The sequence below is a fragment of the Paucihalobacter ruber genome (assembly GCF_006494535.1).
Classification (GTDB): Bacteria; Bacteroidota; Bacteroidia; order Flavobacteriales; family Flavobacteriaceae; genus Paucihalobacter; species Paucihalobacter ruber.
On sequence record NZ_VHIQ01000002.1, the window covers coordinates 160,761 to 182,207 of the forward strand.

Consider the following 21,447-nt stretch of genomic DNA (forward strand, 5'->3'; position numbering starts at 1 on the left):
CCACCTCATACACCAAAACCCACCCCTAACCCCTCCCAAGAGGGGAATAGTTTCGTTAGGGTTATTGCAGTGTACATATAATATTGAGCCTGTACAAATTTTACAGCTGTTCGCCCACCCAATGAATAAAGGCAGGGCATAACAACCTTTAAATTGAAGTCATTCCGAGGGAGGTACGACCGAAGGAACCTCCACCCCTTAATAACTACAACTTCTTACCCATCAACCAACTCATTCACCACCTCATACACCAATACCCACCCCTAACCCCTCCCAAGAGGGGAATAGTTTCGTTAGAGTTATTGCAGTGTACATATAATATTGAGCCTGTTCAAATTTTACAGCCGTTCGCCCACCGAATGAATAAAGGCATGGCATAACAAACTTTAAATTGCAGTCATTCCGAGGGAGGTACGACCGAAGGAACCTCCACCCCTCAATAACTACAACTCCTTACCCATCCACCAACTCACTCACCACCTCATACACCAAATGCGATTCCCAACCGCGATACAACAAATAATCGACCAGTTTCTTTTTCTTTTTAAAAGAATTGGTTTCTTTAATGGCGGCGCAACGTTTTTCGGCTAATGCATAAAGGGTTTTTTGATAATCATCCTCTGAAATCTCTTGTAACGCCACTTTAATATTATACGCCGAAATATCCCGCATTTTTAATTCTCTGGTGATTCGCTGCCTGCCCCATTTTTTAATCTTAAACTTACCCCTTGCAAAAGCCATGGCAAAACGGGTTTCGTTAAGGTAATTATCCTCAATAAGTCTGTTGATAATGGTATCGATGGCTATGGGAATCATCCCCATACTTTGTAACTTTTTTTGCACCTCCAGATGACACCGTTCCTGGTAAGCACAGTAGTGCTCCAGCGCTTTGTGCGCTTCATCAACTGTATAGGTTCTTGGGCCTTGCATAGGGCAAAAATAATAACATTTTGTTAATAACTTACTTATCTGACTATTAGATATTTCTACTATATTTGTGAACTTGTTTTTTTAATTAATTAATAGCGTGTTCCCTCATGAGATTAAAATTACTGTTGTTAGTATGGCTGTTGACCTGTGGTTTGGGGTTTGGGCAGATAGCTGCTTGGGATTTTACTGGAGAAAGTAGTGTTGTTACTTCAACTGCCGAAATATTCGACTCGAATCTAAACCTGTCTCCAACATTAACAAGAGGTGAAGGTGCTCCTGCAAGTGCTGGAGCCAATTCGTTTAGAACTCAAGGGTTTCAAAACAACGGAATTTCTACAGCAAATACTGATTATTTTCAATTTCAATTAAGACCAGAAGCCGGTTATTTATTATCATTATCAACTATTGACGCAAGATTAACGGGTACAGCTACTTTTGTGGAAACTCCTGGTGTTTCATCTCAATTTGCCTATAGTTTGGATGGAGTCAACTTTACTTTAATTGGCAGTCCGCAGGTTACCATTGGAACTAATCGAGTGCTGCCTCAAATTAATTTAAGTACTATTGTCGATTTACAAAACATTGATGAAACAACAACAGTCACATTTAGATATTACGCTAGTGGTCAAACAACTACTGGAGGCTGGGGATTCTTCTCAAATACAACAGGAAATTATGGTTTAGCAATAGGAGGAGTTTTAATTCCGAGCACCCCTGGCTGCAACATCACCAATGCCAATTTATCAAATATTGCCTGCAATGATAACGGCACCAATACAGATGCTTCGGACGATTTTATCACTTTCGATTTAAATCCAAGCGGTTCAGACTTGGGTACAAGCTATACTGTAAGTGTAAGTAGCGGCACAATCAATCCAACAACTGCGAGCTATGGTTCTACAAGTTCATTTACCTTACAAAATGGTTCAGCAGGTAATGGTGATGTGACGGTTACCATCACAGATGCTACCGATAACACTTGTACTTTGGATATAGTGGTTGCTGATCCTGGAAGTTGTAATTCTGGCGATTGTACCGAACTTTTTATTTCGGAATATGTTGAAGGCAGCAGTAATAATAAATATATTGAGATTTATAACCCATCGACAAACAATATTGATTTAACAAATTATAGAATTGCCCTATATTCAAACGGCAGTGCAACTGTTACTGCATCTTACAATCTCATGGGAACTCTTGGTTCTTTTGGAACTTACGTTATAGCAAATACTGAAGCAACTATTTACGGCGGAGCGAATGTAACTAACAACGCCGTTACAAACTTTAATGGCAATGATGTTGTTGCTTTACAAACAAATTCAGGAACTAATATCGACGTTTTCGGCACAATTGGTAGTAACGCAAATTTTGCGGAAAATACTACTTTAAGACGCAGAGCAAATGTAAGTTCTCCTATAACTTCATTTACTCTTTCTGAATGGGAAGCGTTCCCAATTGACACAGTAACTAATCTTGGTTCGCATACAAGCGACTGTCAAGGTCCAACACCGGAAATACAATTGGTTGATGCAGATAGCAACAACCAAAATTGTGGTTACACTATAGACTTCGGAAATCAACCATTAGCTTCCAACACAGATATTTCATTTGAAATTCAAAATATCGGTAGCTTAGATTTAGATATTAATAATTTAGTCATCACAGGAGATTTTACATTGGTTACGCCACCTGCAACGCCATTTACAATTACGCCAAGCGGTTCGCAAACCATTACCTTAAGATTTATTCCAGGCGTTAACGGTACAAGAACCGGGTCCTTAACCATCAACAATAACGATGCAGATGAAGGCTCTTGCAATGTGCAACTTACGGGTGAAGGTTTTACGCCTGTGCCAAACATTAGAGTTGAAAGAAATACAAATGCATTAATACCAAACGGTGCTGCTCCAAATAATGGCTTTAATACTATATTTGGAATTACAGATTTAGGAAACACATCTGATCCTAAAGTTTACTTTGTGCGAAATACTGGAACTGCAAATCTTCAGTTAAACTCGATTATATCATCTAATCCTTCAGAATTTAGTTTTGTTGACATCCCTTCATTTCCATTAACGCTTTTACCAGGAGAGTTTATTTCTTTTGAAATTGAATTCTCACCTACCTCTACAGTACCGCAAATTAGAACTGGTTCTATAACCATCAACAGTAATGACATAAGTAATAATCCATATATATTTAATGTGCAAGGTACTGCGGGATGTCCAGTGTTAACCGGAACCATTACTCCTAATGTGGGACCAAGAGGAACTTATGTTACAATTAACTCTCCAAGCAATTTAACAGGCGCTACGGCTTCAATTAATGGTATATCTTTAGATGTCGAGTCATCGTCAACTACGGATTTGGTTGTTCAAATTCCAACGACACTTACTACCAGCGGTTCTATAATTGTTCAATTAAATGACGGTTGTAGTTTTAGTACTTCCTTTATTCTTCTTGATAATAATATTTCGAGTTGCGAAGGTTCGGCTGGAACCTTACCGTCTGAACTTTTTATAAGCCAAGTAACAGATTCCGGCGATGATTCCTTAACATTTATAGAAATTTACAACGGTACTGGAAGCACAGTTAATTTGAGTGATTATTCAGTTCGACTTTATAACAACGGACGCTCAACCCCTGTGAACAGTAATTATATTATAAATTTAAGCAACTTTGATTTGTTAGATCAACAAACATATGTTATCGCAACGGGTACAAATAACATGGATTGTCCTGATGAACATGATATCACGAACCGAGCAAATCAAATATACAATGCAATTGGCGTGAGTATCAATTTTAGTAATGATGGAAATTTCAATATTGGTCATGATCATATCAGATTATATAACATTTCAACTCATATTGATAGTTGGGGTGAATATGAAAATGAGAGTTGGGCAACATCATTAAATTTAAACGGCAGAGGCGCCAATTTTATTCGTTCTACAGATTCAACTAAACCTAATATCGTCTACAGTAATGATGACTGGGTTATACAAAACTGGGGCTTTACATGTGCTGATTTAGATTATTCTGATATTGGCAACTACGATTTCTCATTAGGCACACCACCAAGCGTTACAGCACCCATTTTAACAAACACCAATTGCTTAGAAGCTATCATATCAGTAACCGCCACCGAAGGTTTTTTAGCAGGTAATTCTATAACTTATCAATGGTTTAGATTAGCTCCAGGTGATACATCTTGGTCCCCATTATCAAATGACGCTGTATATTCTGGTGTTGCTACCAATGAATTAATCATCAATAACACCTTTAACCTCAACAATTACCAATACTACTGCGAAGTTCGTGAGAACACCTCAACCTGCTCCCAGGCCAGTGATGCTGTTAGGATAGAAATTGAGCAAACTATATGGAATGGCTTTACCTGGAGTAATGGAGTGCCAGATTCAGGTATGGTAGCTGTCTTAAACGCTAATTACGCTACAGCCGCACCAACACCAAGTTTCTCTGCCTGTAACCTAATTGTCAATGCCGAATTAGATATTACAGACAATTATTACGTTGAAGTTTTTAATGATGCAGTAATAAATACTGGTGGTAATGTAATTGTTCAAACTCGTGGTGCTTTTGTACAACGAAATAATACAGGAAGCTTTTCGCTTAATGGCGGAAGCTCATCTGTTATAAAATTTACCGCTGTAAAAAACTTCTGGTATGATTATACATATTGGTCATCGCCCGTAGTTAATGAAACGGCAGAGAATGCCTTTGGATTAACCCCAGCCAATCGCAGATTTCATTTTGAAGCACAAAACTACGTGGATACAGAAAATAACGACATTGATGACGATGGCAATGTTTGGCAATTAGCATCCGGTATTTTAATACCTGGGGTTGGTTATGCGGCCACTTCATTTAATGCACCATCATTTCCTAGAGAAGATCAAGTAGTTTTTAATGGCGCTTTTAATACTGGCGACATTGTGGCAAATGTATTTAGTAATCCTGCAAATGAAAGCGGAAGAAATTGGAACTTCATTGGTAACCCATATCCATCGGCAATTGATTTTATTGAATTATACAATGAAAATTCTAGCACCATTGCAGGTGCAGCCTATTTATGGTCTCAAGCTTCGCCACCCTTGGCAAGTAATCCCGGTAATGAAGGTTTAAATTTCAGTCAAAATGATTATGCTATTATTAACGTTGGTTCGGGAAATATAGCGGGCGGTGCTTCAGGAGGTCCACCGTCTAATTATATTGGATCCGGACAGGGCTTTTTTGTTAATGCCACCGGCAACGGAACGGTTACCTTTAACAACAGTATGAGAGAAACCGGCAACAACACCCAGTTTTTTAGAGCATCAAACATTATTCAACACGACAAACTCTGGCTCAATCTTACCTCAGACAACGGTGTGTTTAACCAGATGTTAGTGGCTTATGTAGATGGCGCTACCAATGCTGACGATGGCATGTACTACGACGCCCCAAGAAATCTATCAACCGGTACTTTTGCCAGTTTATACTCAACCATAGAGAACAGCAATAAACCTTTTGCCATCCAAGGTAAAGACCCCAACAGTTTAAGACCGGACGAAGTGATTGCCTTAGGTTTTACCAACAGCATTACCGTGCCAACGGTTTTTACCATAAGCATTGCGCAGTTACAAGGTGAATTTATGAGTACAAACACTATTTTTTTAAAGGATAACTTATTAAACTTAACTCACGATTTAACCCAATCTAATTACAATTTTACTGCCGAAGTAGGCGAATTTAATCAGCGTTTTGAAATTGTATTTAACCGCGAAAGCTTGAACATTGGTGATGAGAGTTTAACTCCTCAGGGGCTATCTATCATTGAACTTCCTAATGGCGACGTACAATTTATGGTGTCGCAACAACACCAAATTAAAGAAGTTACTATTGTAGATTTAATGGGACGTGTGGTGTATCAGCTTAAAGGTAATCACCACACCGAAACTTACAATTTATCGCAATTAAGCAAAGCAGCTTACATCGCTAAAGTAACTTTGGCTAACGGACAAACATTACACAAAAAAGCGATTAAGCGGTTTTAATTAGTTATTCTTCCAATGTTTAAAAAATTCGGGCTGAGCTTGATATAAGCTAACTGTAACTTTATATTGAAAACTAAAACTTTCGTGTATTTTGTGGCTACTTAGTGCCTACAACCTAATACCGACCAACTACCACCTACAAGACTTTGCGCGGTATATTTAGTTGTTTCTCGCCAAGACGCTAAGACGCAAAAAAATGTGAAGATATATTCATGTGTTCAAATATAAAAACTCCTTCGTTCTGAGACTTTGCGACTCTGTGTCGTGAGTCGTGAGTGGTGAATACTAACAAACTCATGAACTCATAAACTCATAAACTCACAAACCTACCTACCACCTAAAACGAGGTGAGTGGTGAGTGGTGAATACTCATAAACTCACAAACTCATAAACTCAAAAACCTACCTACCTCCTACAGCCTACAACCTAACACCAACAAGACTATGCGCCGACTATTTAGTTGTTGCTCGCCAAGACGCTAAGACGCAAAAAAAAAGTGAAGATATATTTATGTGTTCAAATATAAAAACTCCTTCGTTCTGAGACTTTGCTACTCTTCGTGGTAAAAAAATATAACACAGACGTGTCCGCCTATGGAGGAGACACAGGGTAGACAGAGAAAAGCCTCTGTGCCCTTAGTGCCTCGGTGGTGAAAAAATAAACCACTGAGATTTTCACAAAGCTTGAAATACAACTTACATTTTATAGAGGTCATTTAACCGTATTACAATTAATTTACTCTAATATTAGGGATTGATTTTCCTCGAGCGCTCCCTTCAGGGTTGGGGCGAAAGAACGAGGAAAATCAATTCTTCTGTTTGCTTAGTCCAAACTTTAATACTTATTTGCGATTTGGTTTAATGCCAAACCTGATTTAAAACCTCCACCGATTTTGGTTTTTTAAAATATCCCAGTTGCAATTCAAAATACAAGAGCAATACATTTAAAAAAGCCACTCTGCCTTGCGCATTGAGCTTTATTTGCGGATAGGCTTCAAAGGGCATTTTTAGTAACTGCTGTAGTAATTCAACCTGCAACCCTTCAATGGTGTACAGCGCAGCCTGATTGGTGAAGAGTCCGCTTTCTAAATCAAAATACGTGGTGGTTTCTTGTGGTAATTCGGGATAAAAGCCCAGATATTTGGTAAGCTGAAGCAAAAACATCAAATGAAAATTAGCCACCTCAGTTTCATGGTCTAAATAATCTAAGCTACCACTAATGTAGTTAAATAAGTCTTCGTTTTTAGATTCTTCTTTTAAAGCAGAGGTGAGTACTTCGGCTAAAAACATGGCCAAACTGCTTTTGTGTAAATTAGTTTGAAGGCTGTTGTAAATAAAGAGCGATTTAATTTCTCTGATGTATTGTAAACTTCGGTTGGGTTTAAAATCTTCTTCTATTTGAAGCTGAGACAGCACCTGAAAATAACCCATTTTACCCGATTTGCTTTTACTGCTATAGGCGCCGCGCACCAGATAACTTATCAAGCCGCGCTCGGCAGTGTAACATTTTAATATTAAATCGTTGTCGTTGTATTTTACTTTTGAAAGAACAATGGCTTTATTTTTAGATAACATAGCGGGCTATTTTCCTCTAATAATAAGCAGTTTTAACACCTTGGTTTCAAAACTGTCTAAATCGGTTATTAAAATTAAATACACGCCCGAGGCTACGATGTTGTTGGCCAGATTTCGGCCATTCCAGATAGCAATACCCCCGTCAATAGCCATATTAAATCCTGCTCGAGAGTTGCGCAAATTTCGGCGCGATTGGGCTTCGGCAACAAGATTGCCTTCTACATCGGTTATTTTAATATTGACATTTTCTGTGAGTCCTTTAATTTTAACACCGCGATTAATATCGTTTAAGTTGTTATCGCCCAGGATGTCGTATTCGGGCCTCACCGGATTTGGGTACACAAAGGCTTCACCCAGAGTTTCCTCCGGTGCCGAACTTCCTGATGTAAAGGCTACCAAACCTCTGCTGGTTGCAAAATAAACCACCCCATTGACATCGTCTACTGCAATATCATTAATTTGATTTGAAGGCAACGGCGAATTGTCTCTGGTAAAATGAAAAATGGTTTGTTGACCGTCTTGAGAAAAATAAAATACTCCAGAAGATAATGTACCAACCCATTTGTTGTTAGAACCATCTACTTTAATATCAGTAATTAACTCATCTAACAACAACTCTCTTGGCACACCGCGTTCGTCGATGATGATACTGTTGACACTGGGGTTGGGTGTATTAAAAATATTAGCCGTGTTAAACAGTACCCTTAATCCATTTACAGTGCCAATCCACAACTGGTTGCGGTTATCTAAAGCAATGGCTTCAACACTAATGTTTGGCATGTTTTGAGATTGCGAGTCAATTTTTAATATTGGAGTACCGCTTACGTTTTCGTTATAGGCAATTAGTCCGTTTCTCTTAGAACCAATCCATTTGGTGCCGTTGTTGTCTACTACCAAGTCGCCAAAACCGTTTTCACCTGTAATGGGGTTCTCAATCAACTGAGCGAAGCTATAACTTTGCCAGTTACCTGTGGCAGGATCGTAACTCTTTAAAGGTCTTTCCACCAAACTGGTAATAGACCATAATTTCCCGGTTCTGTCAAAAGAAAGTCCATTAACTCTTATGCTAACGAAATTAGGCGCATTAGGGTCGATGAGCGATTCTAAACCACTATTAGTCTGGTTGAATAATACTGTTGACTCAAAATTGTTGAGCTCCAACAGCCCATCTTGAAAGGCACTTATAAACACTTGCCTATTGTTAAAAGGATTAGCAGCTATATAAGTTAGGTTTCTGGCGTTTTGTAAACCTTCAAAAGGAATAGAATTCCAGGTGTCATCTATCCTATAATTTAAACCGCGTGATCTTAATGGAAATGGATTGTAAAAAGCAGTGTGGTCTCCATAAGTTACCCAAACCTGACCGCTAAAAGCATTGATTTTAAAAGGATCATTTCTTAATGGACCATTGGGTAAAATGGCTTGAATATTATTAAAATCGGAAAGTTGAATTTTCAAAAGTCCTAAGTTTTCTGTACCGATGTATAAAAATTCGCTGAACACCACCGCACTGTTATAGGTGGTTTGGAAATCGGGGTTGACTCCAAAACTCGAAGTTACTACACCATTACCATCAAGAAGGAGAATTGTGTTATTAATAGTTACAACAAGTATCTCACCAGCTGCCTTAGTATCACGTGGTACCGAAGGAAAACTAAACCGCAATTGTAAGGTATTGTTTACAATCTCATTAAAAGTATTATTGGATCTGGTTGTATAAAGACGGTTGTTCACCACATCCATGGTAATAAAGTTACCTGACGATATGGTTTGCCATTGGGCAAAATCTATCAAATTAGGATTGGATAAATCTGCAAATTTAATGGCAGCGTTATCACGGCAGGCGGCGTAAATAAACCCATTAAGTACAGCGGTCTGTTCAACTGCGACTTGAGAAGCACCCAAACCAATAAAGTAAGTATCTCCAAACTCAAGGCTCTCTAAATTATAAACCACAATACCAAATCCTGTGGCAATATACATGAGGCCTTCGTGCTCGTTAAAATGATTAATGGTTTTTAGGCCTGGGCTTATGGTTTCTCTTTCCAAAATATCAACTACCGGCAAGATGGTACCGTTTGCCTCAGAATATATTTCTATCAAGCCATTGGTATAACCAATGATTAATAGTCTAAATTCTTCGCTATATTCAATGGCCGAAATAAACTCGCCCGAAAGTCCATCGACCGTAGTGATGTTAAAGGTCTCGTTGGTTTGTGTGTCGTAAACAAACAACACGTTTTCTGAAGCTGCGTAAATTTTACTGTCTCCTGCTCTAACACCAACAATTTTATTATATGAAAAATGCGCTTCCCAAAGATTAGAGAAATTTTGCCCAAATGCACTGAAGCAAAGCGCCACAAAACAACCGAGAAAGAATGCCTTTTTCATTTTAAAATTAAACTTCAAAGATATTTATAACTAACGTAAATATAAGCTGTATTGATATGTATTTATAAAAAAAGCTTCTGCACAGGATGCAGAAGCTTTGGATTATTGTTGTTTGAAAATGTTACACCACACCCTGAGCTAACATGGCATCGGCCACTTTTACAAAGCCGGCTATATTAGCACCTTTTACATAGTCTACGTAACCGTCATCGTCTGTACCGTATTTAATACAAGATTTATGAATATCGCTCATAATATCTTGCAATTTACTATCTACTTCTTCTCTGGTCCAGCTGTAACGCATGGAGTTTTGAGTCATTTCTAAACCTGAAGTAGCCACACCGCCGGCGTTGGACGCCTTTCCGGGGGCAAATAAAATTTTGGCTTTATGAAACTCTTTGATCGCCTCATTTGTAGACGGCATGTTAGCACCTTCGCTTACACAAATACAGCCGTTGGCAATTAAAGTACGAGCATCTTCATGGTTCAACTCGTTTTGCGTAGCACACGGAAGTGCAATATCGCATTTTTCGCCCCATGGTGTTTTTCCCTCTACAAACTTAGCCGACGAATATTTTTTTGTATACTCGCTAATTCTGCCGCGTTTAACATTTTTAAGCTCCATCACATAGGCCAGTTTTTCGGCATCAATTCCTTCTGAATCTACGATATAACCAGAAGAGTCTGAAAGCGTAATTACTTTAGCACCGAGTTGTATGGCCTTTTCGGCAGCGTATTGTGCTACATTACCAGAACCTGAAATAACAACTGTTTTTCCTTCAAAACTATTGCCTCTGGTATTGAGCATACTTTGTGCAAAATATACGTTTCCGTAACCTGTTGCTTCGGGTCTGATTAAAGATCCACCCCATGATAAACCTTTACCGGTTAAAACACCTGTAAACTCATTTCTTAGTTTTTTATACATCCCAAACATGAAACCCACTTCACGAGCACCTACACCAATATCACCTGCAGGTACATCGGTATCATTACCAATATGTCTAAATAATTCACTCATAAAGGCATGACAAAAACGCATAATTTCACCGTCGCTCTTTCCTTTAGGATCAAAATCGGCGCCACCTTTTCCACCGCCCATAGGCAAGGTGGTTAAACTGTTTTTAAACACTTGTTCAAAAGCTAAAAACTTTAGAATACTCATATTAACAGTTGGGTGAAAACGTAAACCGCCTTTATACGGACCAATGGCAGAATTCATTTGAATTCTATAACCTCGGTTCACCTGTATTTCGCCTTGGTCGTCAACCCAGCAAACTCGAAAAGTTATAACGCGCTCGGGCTCAACCATTCTTAGTAATATATTTTTCCCATTGTAAATGTCATGCTGAGCTATGTAAGGAATAACCGTTTCGGCAACTTCTTGTACAGCTTGCATAAATTCCGGCTCATGACCGTTTCTTTCGGCCACGAGATCAAGAAAGGATTTAATTTTATCTTCCATTAAATTTAATGATTATGAATTTCACGGCGCAAAGATAAGGTATCTTTAATTTCGGCATGCATTTTTTTTGAAATTCTCAAAATTTCTTTAAAATAATAAAAATACTTTAAAGCCTGCATAAAGTAAACAAAATATGCGATTGTATTAATAATATTTTGAGGTTCACTGCGTTTTCATATATTTGTTTTTTATTGCCTCAACTAATAAACCATATGATATTAAATTTGAAGAGGTTATTTACATGTTTAGCCATTATTTTGGGTTTAAATAACCTTTTTGCCCAATTTGGTTTTTCTCATGAAATTGGCGTTATTGCTGGTCCGGTTGCCTTTCAATCTGATTTTGGTGTAAGAAATGATTTAGAAACCAACGCCGGAAATACCGGTATTGGTATTGGTATCATTCACTATATTAACTTTTCATACAGAGCAGATTGTAACTGTTATTCAACTGACACTTATTTCAACGACCACTTTAAATTACGCAGTGAAGTTTCATGGAATAAAACAGAACTTAACCATTTTGGAAAATGGGTAGACGAATCAAGAACCAGTGTTAATGCCGATAGGTTAAGGGCCCACTCGGGAGAGGCCAACAATTTTGATGTGGGTATGCAGCTGGAATATTTTCCAAATAGTATTAGGGCTTTTGCCGCGAGAGTTAACTCTTTTGCGCCATTTGTTAGTTTAGGTGTGCACCATACTTGGTACAATCCTAAAGCATTTACCACTTTTGGAGATAATAACATTAACAATCCCAGTAATTTTTACTCTTTTTGGAGACCAGGTTCCATAAGCGACGAAAACGGAACCGTTTGGTCTGTTGTTTGGAGTGTTGGCGTACGCTACAAACTCACCGTGCTATCCGATTTAATGCTCGACTTAAGATGGCAATATTACGGCAGTAACTGGGTAGACGGCCTCAACCACCAATTAGATTCTAACAGGGCCAACGACTGGTTGGTTTGGTTAAACTTTGGGTATATTTATTATTTAGATTAGTAGATTTATCCTATGGCCTGAGTTAAATCGGCTATTAAATCATCAATATCCTCAATACCTACACTCAATCTAATTAAAGAATCTACAACACCAGTTTTTTCGCGTTCTTCTTTTGGAATACTGGCATGCGTCATACTGGCCGGATGTCCCGCAAGCGACTCCACACCACCCAATGACTCGGCCAAGGTAAAGATTTTTAGATTTTCAACAATTCTAATGGCCTCAGCGTAATTGTTTCCTTTGGTGACAAAAGATACCATGCCGCCAAAATCTTTCATTTGGGCCTTTGCAATATCGTGATTTGGATGCTCGGGTAAACCGGGCCAATAGACCTTTTCTATTTTGGGATGATTGTTTAAAAATTGGGCAATGGCACGACCGTTTTCACAATGACGCTGCATTCTTACATGCAAAGTTTTTAAGCCACGCAATACCAAGAAGCTGTCTTGCGGACCGCAAACAGCACCACTGGCGTTTTGTATAAAGTATAGTTTTTCGGCAAGCGCATCATCTTTTACAATTAAAGCACCCATCACCACATCGCTATGACCTCCCAGATATTTTGTAACCGAATGCATCACAATATCGGCTCCTAATTCTAAAGGCTGTTGCAAATAAGGGGTAGCAAAGGTATTGTCTACCGCTAATAACAGTTTGTTATTTTTGGCAATAGTCGAAATAGCACGAATATCAATCACATTCATCATTGGGTTGGTAGGCGTTTCAACCCAAATCAATCTGGTGTTTGGTGTGATATAATCTTCAATTTTCTTGGTGTTTTCCATTCCTATAAAATGGAATTTTATACCAAAGTTTTCGTAAATTTTAGTAAACAATCTATAGGTACCACCGTATAAATCGTTGGTAGAAATCACCTCATCACCCGGTTGTAACAATTTTAAAACAGCATCAATGGCCGCTAATCCAGAGCCAAAAGCCAATCCGTGTTTACCGTTTTCAATACTGGCAAAGGCACTCTCGAGGGCATTACGCGTAGGGTTGTGAGTGCGTGAGTACTCGTAACCCTTATGGCCGCCTGGCGTTGATTGCGCATAAGTAGAAGTTTGGTATATGGGTTGCATCACGGCACCGTAAGCAGGATCGTGATGTTGACCACCGTGAATGGTTTTGGTGTTAAATTTCATGATATTATTTATAAATTAAGTTAAAAATGTTCTGTTTTTGAAAACTGATAAAAATCAAAAAACATAAACAAATTTACGTGTATCTTAGATGATGTCAAATGTATGTAATATCTTTAAGCTATGTTTAACAAACTCGATAAACCGTTGAAGAAACTTGTTCTCATTCTTGTAGCCACTATATTAACCGTTTCCTGCGGAACCGAAACAGGTTTAGATTTTAAAACCACCCACTTTGCCTTAGAAGATGGCGTTAAGGTTGAAGTAGATTATCCTATTATTATCAATAATAATATTGCCGCCGAACGAATTAACCAAACCGTGAATAATTATATAGTCAACGCTATAAGTTTTGCGGAAAAGCCCTCACCGGAAACCGACGTTAATAAGGCCATCTCAGATTTTAATTTAGAATTTCAAAAGTTTAAAGCCGATTTTCCTGAAGATATCGTTCCGTGGGAAGCTTATATTGAGGGCGAATTGCTATACAACTCCCCACTAATCACCACTATTGCTATCAATTCCTATCTTTTTACAGGTGGCGCCCATGGCAACGATTACATTAAGCTTTTTAATTTTAATACTGAAACAGGTGAAATTTTAAAGGTGGACGATGTTCTAGACCTCAATGCAGAATTTATGACACTCGCTAAAAATAAATTTGAGGCTGAAGTCATAAAAAACGAAGGCAACGTAAACGACTACTTTTTTGGTGATGATTTTAAGCTGCCCGAAAACATGGGGCTAAACGACCAGGGTTTGATTTTTGTCTACAATAAATACGAAATTGCCTCCTATGCCCAAGGCTATACCGAGTTTTTAATTGAATTTAACGAACTGGAAAAGTTTTTAAAAGTGCGGTAAATTAGGTTGATTAAAATAGTGATGTTACTTTTGCGTCAAAATTTTGAGTTGTTAACCTGTTATGAAGCACTTTTTCTATCTTAAAACCTGCGATACCTGCTTACGAATTTTAAAATCTTTACAATTACCGGTAGATGTAAAGTTACAGGATATTAAAGAACAACCTATAACCGTTGAACAACTGGAGAATCTTAAAAACTTAGCCGGAAGCTATGAAACACTTTTCAGCAAACGTGCTAAACTTTATAAAGAAATGGGGTTAAAAGATAACCCGTTAAAAGAGGCCGACTTTAAGCATTACATTCTCGAGCATTACACATTTTTAAAAAGACCCGTGTTGGTGTTAGAACAACAAATTTTTATTGGTAACAGCCCTAAGGTAGTGGAAGCCGCCAAACAAGCACTTCATGTCTAACCGCACCTTCGCTTTACTGGCACTTTTTACTGTTCAGTTATTGTATGGTATCAATTTTACCTTTGCCAAAAATCTCATTAACGACAATTTTGTATCGTCTACGGCATTGGTACTTTTAAGAATTGCCGGTGCTACAACCTTATTTTGGGTGGTAACAGCGTTCTTTCCCAAAGAAAAAATAGCCCCTAAAGATTTTATCACCTTTGTGTTTGCGGCGTTTTTTGGTGTGGTGATTAACATGTTGTTTTTCTTAAAAGGATTGGAGCTTACAACACCTATTAATGCCGCGGCAATCATATCGATTACTCCTATTATCATCATTATTTTATCTTCCTTTTACCTAAAGGAAGCTATCACCAAACTGAAAATTGCTGGGGTTATATTGGCCTTTGCCGGTGCTTTTATCCTGAGTATTTACGGCAAATCTATTAGAATTGGTGACAATGTACTATTAGGAAATTTACTCATTTTGGTTAATGTCATTTCTTACAGTATCTATATCATTATGATAAAGAAACTTACCGTAAAATACCATCCGTTTACCTTTATAAAATGGTTATTTTTATTTGGTACCATCATGATGTTACCTTTTAGTTTTGGAGATGTGAAGCAAATAGATTGGACCATTTTTACACCGGCTGCCTATGCCTCCTTATTATTTGTAGTAGTTGGGGCTACTTTTGGAACTTTTTTATTAAACCCACTAGCATTAAGACACTTAAGAGCTTCAACTGTGGGTATTTTTATTTACCTGCAGCCGGTAATTGCCACTATTTTTGCCATAACCATGGGTGCCGATAGCATTGATCTCATCAAAATTATTTCGGCGGTACTTATTTTTTCAGGGGTATATCTGGTAACTAAAAAACCTAAATTACAAGACTAAATTTTGCGGTTTCTTACCGTGTTTTCTGGTATCTTCCTTAGTGAGCGTTTTATAGGTATCAGATTTGGGGAATTGATGTGCCAAATCTAATAATACTTTTGGTAAGGCAGTTAACCTTCTTTCTTTTAGGTGAATCCAACCGCCCAACATCTCGCAATGCGCCAAATGTTCTCCTTTGTGATTATAAAAATCGTGGTGAAATTTAAAAAACATGCCATCTTCACTCAAACCATCCATTTCAATGGTCACCGTTATGGGCGTACCTAAAAACGATTCCTTAAAGTAGTACATGTGTTCGTAAAAAACTACAGGGCCAATTTGATGTTTGGCAATTTCGGGCATGGTAAATCCGTTATCGTTAAAAAACGACATTCGGGCATGACTCATAAAATTGGTGTAGGCAGAATTGGCCAAATGCGCATTGGCATCAACATCGCTCCATCTAATTTCAAACTCCTTTTTATACATAATATTGGTTTGATGCAAAGATACATATTTTCTTATGCGCGCATAATATCTCAAAGGTAAAAAAGCCCTTCATCCTTCAGGTTAATTAATTACCTTTGCACTTCATTATAAATACTTTTGGTATGCTTCAATCCATGACCGGTTACGGAAAAACCGTGCTTCAGCTTCCTAATAAAAAAATTTCTATTGAAATTAAATCGCTTAACAGCAAAAGCTTAGATTTAAATACCCGAATTCCGTCATTGTACAGAGAAAAAGAGCTCGACATTCGAAAACGCATTGCCAACCAATTGGAAAGAGGCAAAGTAGATTTTTCCTTGTACATGGAGCTAACCGGCGAAGAAACAGCTACACGAATTAACCAGGCAGTAGTAAAAGCTTACATAAAACAACTCAGGGAAGTGGCCATTGGTACTGAAGCCGAGTTGTTAACTATTGCTATGCGTTTACCGGATGTGGTTACCACCGAAAGAGAAGATATAGACGAAGACGAATGGCATGACATACAAGCCGGTATAGAACAAGCCCTTCAGTATATTATTCAATACCGTAATGATGAAGGAATGGTGCTTTTAAAAGATTTTGAAAACCGTATCAACACCATTGCCGATATTTTAGAACAGGTCATGGCAATGGATCCCGATAGGATGGCAGCAGTAAGACAACGCCTTGAAAAAGCCGTGGCCGATTTAAAAGAAAAAGTAGACGAAAACCGTTTTGAGCAAGAGCTTATATACTACCTTGAAAAATACGATATCACTGAGGAGAAAGTGAGGCTCGATAACCACCTGAAATATTTTTTAAAAGCACTGGTATCAGACGATTCCAACGGTAAAAAGTTAGGATTTATCGCTCAGGAAATAGGTAGAGAAATTAATACCATAGGCTCAAAATCAAACCATGCACCCATGCAAAAACTGGTAGTGCAAATGAAAGACGAGCTTGAGAAAATTAAAGAACAATTGCTGAATGTGTTGTAGGGTTAAAACTAAAATACAAGTTCCAAATTCCAAGTATCAAATACCAAATTCCAAAATACTAGATTTGAAGATTAATCAATTATAATGACAAAAGGCAAACTCATTGTATTCTCAGCACCATCAGGCTCAGGTAAAACTACCATTGTGCGGCACTTACTGGCCCAACCTGAATTAAATCTGGCATTTTCTATTTCGGCCACATCGAGAGAAAAAAGAGGTGCAGAAGAAAACGGCAAAGACTACTATTTTTTAAGTTTTGAAGATTTTAAAAAGAAAATTAAAAACGACGAGTTTTTAGAATGGGAAGAAGTTTACCGGGATAACTTTTACGGGACGCTTAAAAGCGAAGTTGAACGCCTGTGGGCAGAAGGTAAGAATGTAATCTTTGACATTGACGTATCGGGCGGATTGCGTATTAAGCGAAAATTTCCTGAACAAACACTCGCCATATTTGTAAAACCACCCAGCATTGACGAGCTTAAAATAAGACTTAAAAATCGTCAAACTGAAAGCACCGATAAAATCAACATGCGCATTGCCAAAGCATCGGCAGAATTGGCAACAGCACCGTTGTTTGATCACGTCATCATCAACGACACCTTAGAACACGCTTTAGAAGAAGCCTACGGTTTGGTCTCAAACTTTGTTCCTTAGTAAAGATGAAAATTGGATTGTTTTTTGGCACTTTTAACCCCATTCATGTGGGTCATTTGATCATTGCCAATCACTTGGCCGAAAACAGCGACTTAGACCAAATATGGATGGTGATTACGCCATTAAGCCCATTTAAGGTGAAACAATCTATGCTCGACAATTACCAACGGCTGGAAATGGTACATTTAGCCACTAAAGATTACGCCAATATCAAGCCAAGCGATATTGAATTTAACTTACCACAACCCAATTACACCGTTAACACCTTGGTCTATTTAAAAGAAAAATTTCCTGAGCACCAATTTGCTCTGATTATGGGTGAGGATAACCTGAAAAGTTTTCACAAGTGGAAAAATTACGAGGTCATTTTAGAGGAATATGAGATTTATTGTTATCCCAGAATTTCTAATGGTAAGATAGAAACCCAATTTGACAGCCATCCAAACATACATCACATTACAGCACCGGTGATTGAATTGTCTTCAACCCTAATAAGGTCACAAATAAAATCGGGCAACAATGTTAGACCAATGTTGCCCGAAAATGTTTGGAAGTATCTTGATGAGATGAATTTTTACAAGTAATTTTAAAATGCTGTAAAAGGATCATCTTCCTCTTCATCATCTTCATCATCATCTTGTGCTGTGCAGTCTGATAAATCAACCTCAGCATACATGGCCCAGCTTTTACCCGAAAACTGAATACCTTCAGCCCAGGCGGTTTCTCCTCCTGTAGGACCTTTAACTTCGGCATGCGCAGCGAAACAAAATGTGTCACCGATGCCCTCTAAACTAATCACATAAACAACTTCTGTAGCACTTGAAGAATACGGTTCGGTATATTCAAAATGCCCGATACGCGGATTACCGGAGCCGGTAAGTGGCACCCAGTCTTCCTCGCAATTTCCAATATGTAAATGTGTTATTCCAATAGTCCAGTCCTCGTTGGTTGCGTAAGTAATAATTAAATTATCGCCGTCTATGTCAATGGTAACAGATCCGGCAACATAGTGCTGTCCTGCAATAAGATTTGTAGAGAAACAATGACCGTCTAAATTGGTTTCTGAAGAAGTTTCAGTTGTAGCTTCTAACGGAGCCTCTGATGGTAATGTGACGTCTTTAACCTTTCTTTCAAACATTTGTTGATCTTCAGTTATTGGTTCTTGCGTACATGCGAGTATGCAAAAAATAAATGAAGCTAGCAGTAGGTGTGCATTTTTCATAATTTTAGTATTTTGGGGTTTAATACTCGAAAAGTATAAAGAATGTCGGCTTAATTCAAAATATAATCGTTGAACAACAAAAATTAATTCATTTTTGTTGTTTTTTCTTACAGTTTTCGATGAACTACATCAAGATTTCAGAGAGTTGAAATACTTCTGTTTATAATATCTCCACTTGATATTGACACTTACTTGTAGGAAGAATTGCCATTTATAATGATGAGATTCCCACTTTCGTGTATAAGATTCCCACTTTCGTGGGAATTAGAAATGATAAAAGGCATCCTCGATATGTTCCAGGTTAATTTTATTGCCATCCATTACAATGGCAATGATATCAAATCTAACCTCAACGTCTAAATCGTTGTTAATAATATAGGCATCAACGGCCATTACTAAGCGTTTAATTTGTTTTGGTTTTAGAAAATCCTGGGGGTTTCCAAAATCGGCAGTTGACCGGGTTTTTACTTCAACCACTACAAGGGTTTGACCTGTTTGAGCAATTATGTCAACTTCGGCTTTTTGGTAGGCGTAATTGCGTTCTAAGATATCGTAACCGTTTTTAACCAGATGCGCCACAGCAAGCTCCTCGCCCAAGTCGCCCAATTTATTATGTTCTGCCATGCTTAAAATTACAAAAAATAGGCTTTTACACTTCACAGGCTTTTAAAATTATACCCTAACTTTGTAAATCAATCAAGACAAGATAAGCTTTGAGAAAAATTAAATGCCCAAAATGCGGTACTTATAATGTCAATCAAGACTATTGCACCAATTGCGGTACGCTTATCAACTTTAAAATAAGAAGAGATTTAGAGCATAAAAAATCTGAAAAACGCCGTCAAGAATACCACGACCACGACGAAAAAACCAGTTTTTCGGTGGTGGATAAATACAAAAATCATCGTTTTTTTGTCGTGCGCGTTTTTGGATATTTGATTTACTATGTCTGGTCGGCCGTTATGGCTATTGGTGCTTTTATTGCCTGGCTTTTTGCAATGACAGCCGCATGAAAACCTTCTCAAATCCCATAACAATAAGTATTTTAGTCTTCGGATTATTATTGTATTTGGCAAAACTATTTCAGCTCAACCTGCCCAATTGGGTACATTTTTACGCAGCCGATTTACTGTGCATGCCCATAGTTTTAATTGTAATTTTGGCACTATTACGATACTTTTATAGCAACCAACATTTTATAATTCCAATTTCGGCCATTGTTTCGCTTACCATTTATTACGCCTTATTTTTTGAGTGGCTACTGCCAAAAATTAGTCAACGCTACACAGCCGATTGGTTAGATGTACTCATGTATGCCATAGGTGCATCAGCTTTCTATCTGCTTCAGAAGAAAAAACTTATTTAAAGTTAATGATACTGCCTTCTTTGGTAACTTCTAAATCAATGGTTCTGCCTAAAATAAGAGCTCTATTGTCGTTTTCATGGCCGGCCGGCATATTAAAGGCTATCGGGAAGTTATATTCGGCCAAAGCATCGATAATGAGTTGTTCAATACTGCTACCCCAAGGCGTTGTGTTTTTTCTCATTTTAGACATATCACCCACAATCAAACCCGCACATTTATCGAAATAACCGGCTCGCTTTAAGCTTTGTAACATGCGATCAATATGGTATTTATACTCACCTATTTCTTCAATAAACAAAATTTTGCCTGAGGTATCAATGCTGGTATTAGAACCCAGCATGGTGTGTAGCATGGTTAAATTACCGCCAACAATTGGGGCGCTCACTTTACCCGATCTATTATAATTGGACCCTTTTAACTTGTATTGCAACTTTTCTCCAAAAACTGCCTGTTTCATGGTTTCTATGCTTTGCTCTAATTCTTCGGGCTTATCGATTAAACTGGTACACATGATGGCGTGTATACTTTCAAATCCTTCGTTGTGAAATTGATTGTGCAAAGCTGTAATATCGCTGTATCCAATTATCCATTTTGGCTTTTCTCTAAATTTTGTGTAATCTAATTTTTCCAAAATTCGCACGGTACCATAACCACCGCGCGCGCACCAAATGGCTTTAATTTTTGGGTCGTCTAATGCATTTTGAAAATCTTCGCAGCGTTCATCGTCGGTACCGGCAAAATGATTGTTTTGTTTAAATACGTGTTTTCCAATCACCACATGAAGGTTCCAGCTTTTCAATAACGCTTTGGCTCGCTCAATCTCTCCACTGCGCCCGTTAAGAATTCCTGAAGGTGCTACAATAGCAACGGTGTCACCTGCCTTTAAATAGGGTGGTTGTTTGAGTTTCATAGTATTGGTATGGGCGTTGTTTTGGGCAAAAAGAATTTGAATTGATATCAACATCAACCCCAAAATAATGCCCGTTGTTAATTGGATCTTCTGCATAGCGTAAAAGTACATTTTTTTTC

The 21,447-nt window shown here is 38.0% G+C and carries 19 protein-coding genes; 10 read left to right on the forward strand and 9 right to left on the reverse strand.

Annotation, left to right across the window (positions count from 1 at the left end; all coding sequences use genetic code 11):
- Nucleotides 1-453 precede the first annotated feature (453 nt).
- A complete protein-coding gene (locus FJ651_RS04230; protein WP_140989168.1) occupies nt 454-930 on the reverse strand; it encodes a regulatory protein RecX in 477 nt (158 codons plus the stop codon).
- A gap of 107 nt (nt 931-1,037) precedes the next feature.
- Here FJ651_RS04230 and FJ651_RS04235 point away from each other — a divergent pair, with 107 nt between their 5' ends.
- Nucleotides 1,038-5,990, forward strand: coding sequence for a lamin tail domain-containing protein (locus FJ651_RS04235; protein WP_140989169.1), 4,953 nt, complete (start codon nt 1,038-1,040; stop codon nt 5,988-5,990).
- Between the two features lie 857 nt (nt 5,991-6,847).
- Here FJ651_RS04235 and recO read toward each other — a convergent pair.
- The 3 genes from recO to gdhA all read right to left on the reverse strand — a co-directional run bounded on the left by recO (nt 6,848) and on the right by gdhA (nt 11,420).
- Nucleotides 6,848-7,564, reverse strand: coding sequence for a DNA repair protein RecO (gene recO, locus FJ651_RS04240; protein WP_140989170.1), 717 nt, complete (start codon nt 7,562-7,564; stop codon nt 6,848-6,850).
- A 6-nt stretch (nt 7,565-7,570) separates the two neighbouring features.
- Nucleotides 7,571-9,955, reverse strand: a complete 2,385-nt coding sequence (gene porZ / locus FJ651_RS04245) for a type IX secretion system anionic LPS delivery protein PorZ (protein WP_140989171.1) — start codon at nt 9,953-9,955, stop codon at nt 7,571-7,573.
- Nucleotides 9,956-10,076: 121 nt separating this feature from the next.
- Nucleotides 10,077-11,420, reverse strand: a complete 1,344-nt coding sequence (gene gdhA / locus FJ651_RS04250; RefSeq protein ID WP_140989172.1) for an NADP-specific glutamate dehydrogenase — start codon at nt 11,418-11,420, stop codon at nt 10,077-10,079.
- Between the two features lie 212 nt (nt 11,421-11,632).
- Between gdhA and FJ651_RS04255 the strand changes: the two genes are divergently transcribed.
- On the forward strand, nt 11,633-12,421 hold the full coding sequence (locus FJ651_RS04255) for a THC0290_0291 family protein (RefSeq protein ID WP_140989173.1): 789 nt from the start codon (nt 11,633-11,635) through the stop codon (nt 12,419-12,421).
- A gap of 5 nt (nt 12,422-12,426) precedes the next feature.
- On the opposite strand, the gene FJ651_RS04260 is transcribed toward FJ651_RS04255, so the two are convergent.
- Complete coding sequence (locus tag FJ651_RS04260) at nt 12,427-13,566, reverse strand: cystathionine gamma-synthase (RefSeq protein ID WP_140989174.1); 1,140 nt, start codon at nt 13,564-13,566, stop codon at nt 12,427-12,429.
- Nucleotides 13,567-13,686: 120 nt separating this feature from the next.
- Here FJ651_RS04260 and FJ651_RS04265 point away from each other — a divergent pair, with 120 nt between their 5' ends.
- The 3 genes from FJ651_RS04265 (at nt 13,687) to FJ651_RS04275 (ending at nt 15,728) form a co-directional block, all read left to right on the forward strand.
- Nucleotides 13,687-14,427, forward strand: a complete 741-nt coding sequence (locus tag FJ651_RS04265; RefSeq protein WP_140989175.1) for a DUF3298 and DUF4163 domain-containing protein — start codon at nt 13,687-13,689, stop codon at nt 14,425-14,427.
- A gap of 61 nt (nt 14,428-14,488) precedes the next feature.
- Nucleotides 14,489-14,842: an arsenate reductase family protein gene (locus FJ651_RS04270; RefSeq protein ID WP_140989176.1), complete on the forward strand. Its 354-nt coding sequence runs from the start codon at nt 14,489-14,491 to the stop codon at nt 14,840-14,842.
- Nucleotides 14,835-15,728 carry a DMT family transporter gene (locus FJ651_RS04275; RefSeq protein WP_140989177.1) on the forward strand — a complete coding sequence of 298 codons (894 nt, stop codon included), beginning with the start codon at nt 14,835-14,837 and terminating at the stop codon, nt 15,726-15,728. Before FJ651_RS04270 ends, FJ651_RS04275 begins: the two co-directional genes overlap by 8 nt.
- On the opposite strand, the gene FJ651_RS04280 is transcribed toward FJ651_RS04275, so the two are convergent.
- A complete protein-coding gene (locus tag FJ651_RS04280; RefSeq protein WP_140989178.1) occupies nt 15,717-16,196 on the reverse strand; it encodes an acyl-CoA thioesterase in 480 nt (159 codons plus the stop codon). The two genes, FJ651_RS04275 and FJ651_RS04280, sit on opposite strands and share 12 nt — an antisense overlap.
- A 122-nt stretch (nt 16,197-16,318) precedes the next feature.
- Here FJ651_RS04280 and FJ651_RS04285 point away from each other — a divergent pair, with 122 nt between their 5' ends.
- The 3 genes from FJ651_RS04285 (at nt 16,319) to nadD (ending at nt 18,414) form a co-directional block, all read left to right on the forward strand.
- The gene (locus tag FJ651_RS04285; protein ID WP_140989179.1) at nt 16,319-17,176 is read left to right on the forward strand and encodes a YicC/YloC family endoribonuclease; all 858 of its coding nucleotides are present in this window, start codon (nt 16,319-16,321) and stop codon (nt 17,174-17,176) included.
- A gap of 84 nt (nt 17,177-17,260) precedes the next feature.
- The gene (gmk, locus tag FJ651_RS04290) at nt 17,261-17,830 is read left to right on the forward strand and encodes a guanylate kinase (RefSeq protein ID WP_140989180.1); all 570 of its coding nucleotides are present in this window, start codon (nt 17,261-17,263) and stop codon (nt 17,828-17,830) included.
- Between the two features lie 5 nt (nt 17,831-17,835).
- The gene (gene nadD, locus FJ651_RS04295; RefSeq protein WP_140989181.1) at nt 17,836-18,414 is read left to right on the forward strand and encodes a nicotinate (nicotinamide) nucleotide adenylyltransferase; all 579 of its coding nucleotides are present in this window, start codon (nt 17,836-17,838) and stop codon (nt 18,412-18,414) included.
- Nucleotides 18,415-18,416: 2 nt separating this feature from the next.
- On the opposite strand, the gene FJ651_RS04300 is transcribed toward nadD, so the two are convergent.
- Both FJ651_RS04300 and FJ651_RS04305 read right to left on the reverse strand, forming a co-directional pair.
- Complete coding sequence (locus FJ651_RS04300; protein WP_140989182.1) at nt 18,417-19,052, reverse strand: hypothetical protein; 636 nt, start codon at nt 19,050-19,052, stop codon at nt 18,417-18,419.
- Nucleotides 19,053-19,316: 264 nt separating this feature from the next.
- Complete coding sequence (locus FJ651_RS04305; RefSeq protein WP_140989183.1) at nt 19,317-19,676, reverse strand: YraN family protein; 360 nt, start codon at nt 19,674-19,676, stop codon at nt 19,317-19,319.
- Between the two features lie 89 nt (nt 19,677-19,765).
- On the opposite strand from FJ651_RS04305, the gene FJ651_RS04310 reads away from it, so the two are divergent.
- The gene (locus FJ651_RS04310; protein ID WP_140989184.1) at nt 19,766-20,065 is read left to right on the forward strand and encodes a hypothetical protein; all 300 of its coding nucleotides are present in this window, start codon (nt 19,766-19,768) and stop codon (nt 20,063-20,065) included.
- Nucleotides 20,062-20,418 (forward strand): hypothetical protein, encoded by a 357-nt coding sequence (locus tag FJ651_RS04315; RefSeq protein ID WP_140989185.1) that lies wholly within the window; start codon nt 20,062-20,064, stop codon nt 20,416-20,418. The genes FJ651_RS04310 and FJ651_RS04315 overlap by 4 nt, the downstream gene beginning before the upstream one ends.
- On the opposite strand, the gene FJ651_RS04320 is transcribed toward FJ651_RS04315, so the two are convergent.
- Entirely contained in the window at nt 20,411-21,424 is a 1,014-nt protein-coding gene (locus FJ651_RS04320) for a S66 peptidase family protein (RefSeq protein ID WP_394348079.1), read from the reverse strand. The two genes, FJ651_RS04315 and FJ651_RS04320, sit on opposite strands and share 8 nt — an antisense overlap.
- Between the last annotated feature and the right edge of the window lie 23 nt (nt 21,425-21,447).

Excerpts from the sequence above, each read along its gene's own strand:
- FJ651_RS04230 (WP_140989168.1), bottom strand. The coding sequence starts at position 930 with ATGCAAGGCCCAAGAACCTATACAGTTGATGAAGCGCACAAAGCGCTG.
- FJ651_RS04235 (WP_140989169.1), top strand. The coding sequence starts at position 1,038 with ATGAGATTAAAATTACTGTTGTTAGTATGGCTGTTGACCTGTGGTTTG.
- recO (WP_140989170.1), bottom strand. The coding sequence starts at position 7,564 with ATGTTATCTAAAAATAAAGCCATTGTTCTTTCAAAAGTAAAATACAAC.
- porZ (WP_140989171.1), bottom strand. The coding sequence starts at position 9,955 with ATGAAAAAGGCATTCTTTCTCGGTTGTTTTGTGGCGCTTTGCTTCAGT.
- gdhA (WP_140989172.1), bottom strand. The coding sequence starts at position 11,420 with ATGGAAGATAAAATTAAATCCTTTCTTGATCTCGTGGCCGAAAGAAAC.
- FJ651_RS04255 (WP_140989173.1), top strand. The coding sequence starts at position 11,633 with ATGATATTAAATTTGAAGAGGTTATTTACATGTTTAGCCATTATTTTG.
- FJ651_RS04260 (WP_140989174.1), bottom strand. The coding sequence starts at position 13,566 with ATGAAATTTAACACCAAAACCATTCACGGTGGTCAACATCACGATCCT.
- FJ651_RS04265 (WP_140989175.1), top strand. The coding sequence starts at position 13,687 with ATGTTTAACAAACTCGATAAACCGTTGAAGAAACTTGTTCTCATTCTT.
- FJ651_RS04270 (WP_140989176.1), top strand. The coding sequence starts at position 14,489 with ATGAAGCACTTTTTCTATCTTAAAACCTGCGATACCTGCTTACGAATT.
- FJ651_RS04275 (WP_140989177.1), top strand. The coding sequence starts at position 14,835 with ATGTCTAACCGCACCTTCGCTTTACTGGCACTTTTTACTGTTCAGTTA.
- FJ651_RS04280 (WP_140989178.1), bottom strand. The coding sequence starts at position 16,196 with ATGTATAAAAAGGAGTTTGAAATTAGATGGAGCGATGTTGATGCCAAT.
- FJ651_RS04285 (WP_140989179.1), top strand. The coding sequence starts at position 16,319 with ATGCTTCAATCCATGACCGGTTACGGAAAAACCGTGCTTCAGCTTCCT.
- gmk (WP_140989180.1), top strand. The coding sequence starts at position 17,261 with ATGACAAAAGGCAAACTCATTGTATTCTCAGCACCATCAGGCTCAGGT.
- nadD (WP_140989181.1), top strand. The coding sequence starts at position 17,836 with ATGAAAATTGGATTGTTTTTTGGCACTTTTAACCCCATTCATGTGGGT.
- FJ651_RS04300 (WP_140989182.1), bottom strand. The coding sequence starts at position 19,052 with ATGAAAAATGCACACCTACTGCTAGCTTCATTTATTTTTTGCATACTC.
- FJ651_RS04305 (WP_140989183.1), bottom strand. The coding sequence starts at position 19,676 with ATGGCAGAACATAATAAATTGGGCGACTTGGGCGAGGAGCTTGCTGTG.
- FJ651_RS04315 (WP_140989185.1), top strand. The coding sequence starts at position 20,062 with ATGAAAACCTTCTCAAATCCCATAACAATAAGTATTTTAGTCTTCGGA.
- FJ651_RS04320 (WP_394348079.1), bottom strand. The coding sequence starts at position 21,424 with ATGCAGAAGATCCAATTAACAACGGGCATTATTTTGGGGTTGATGTTG.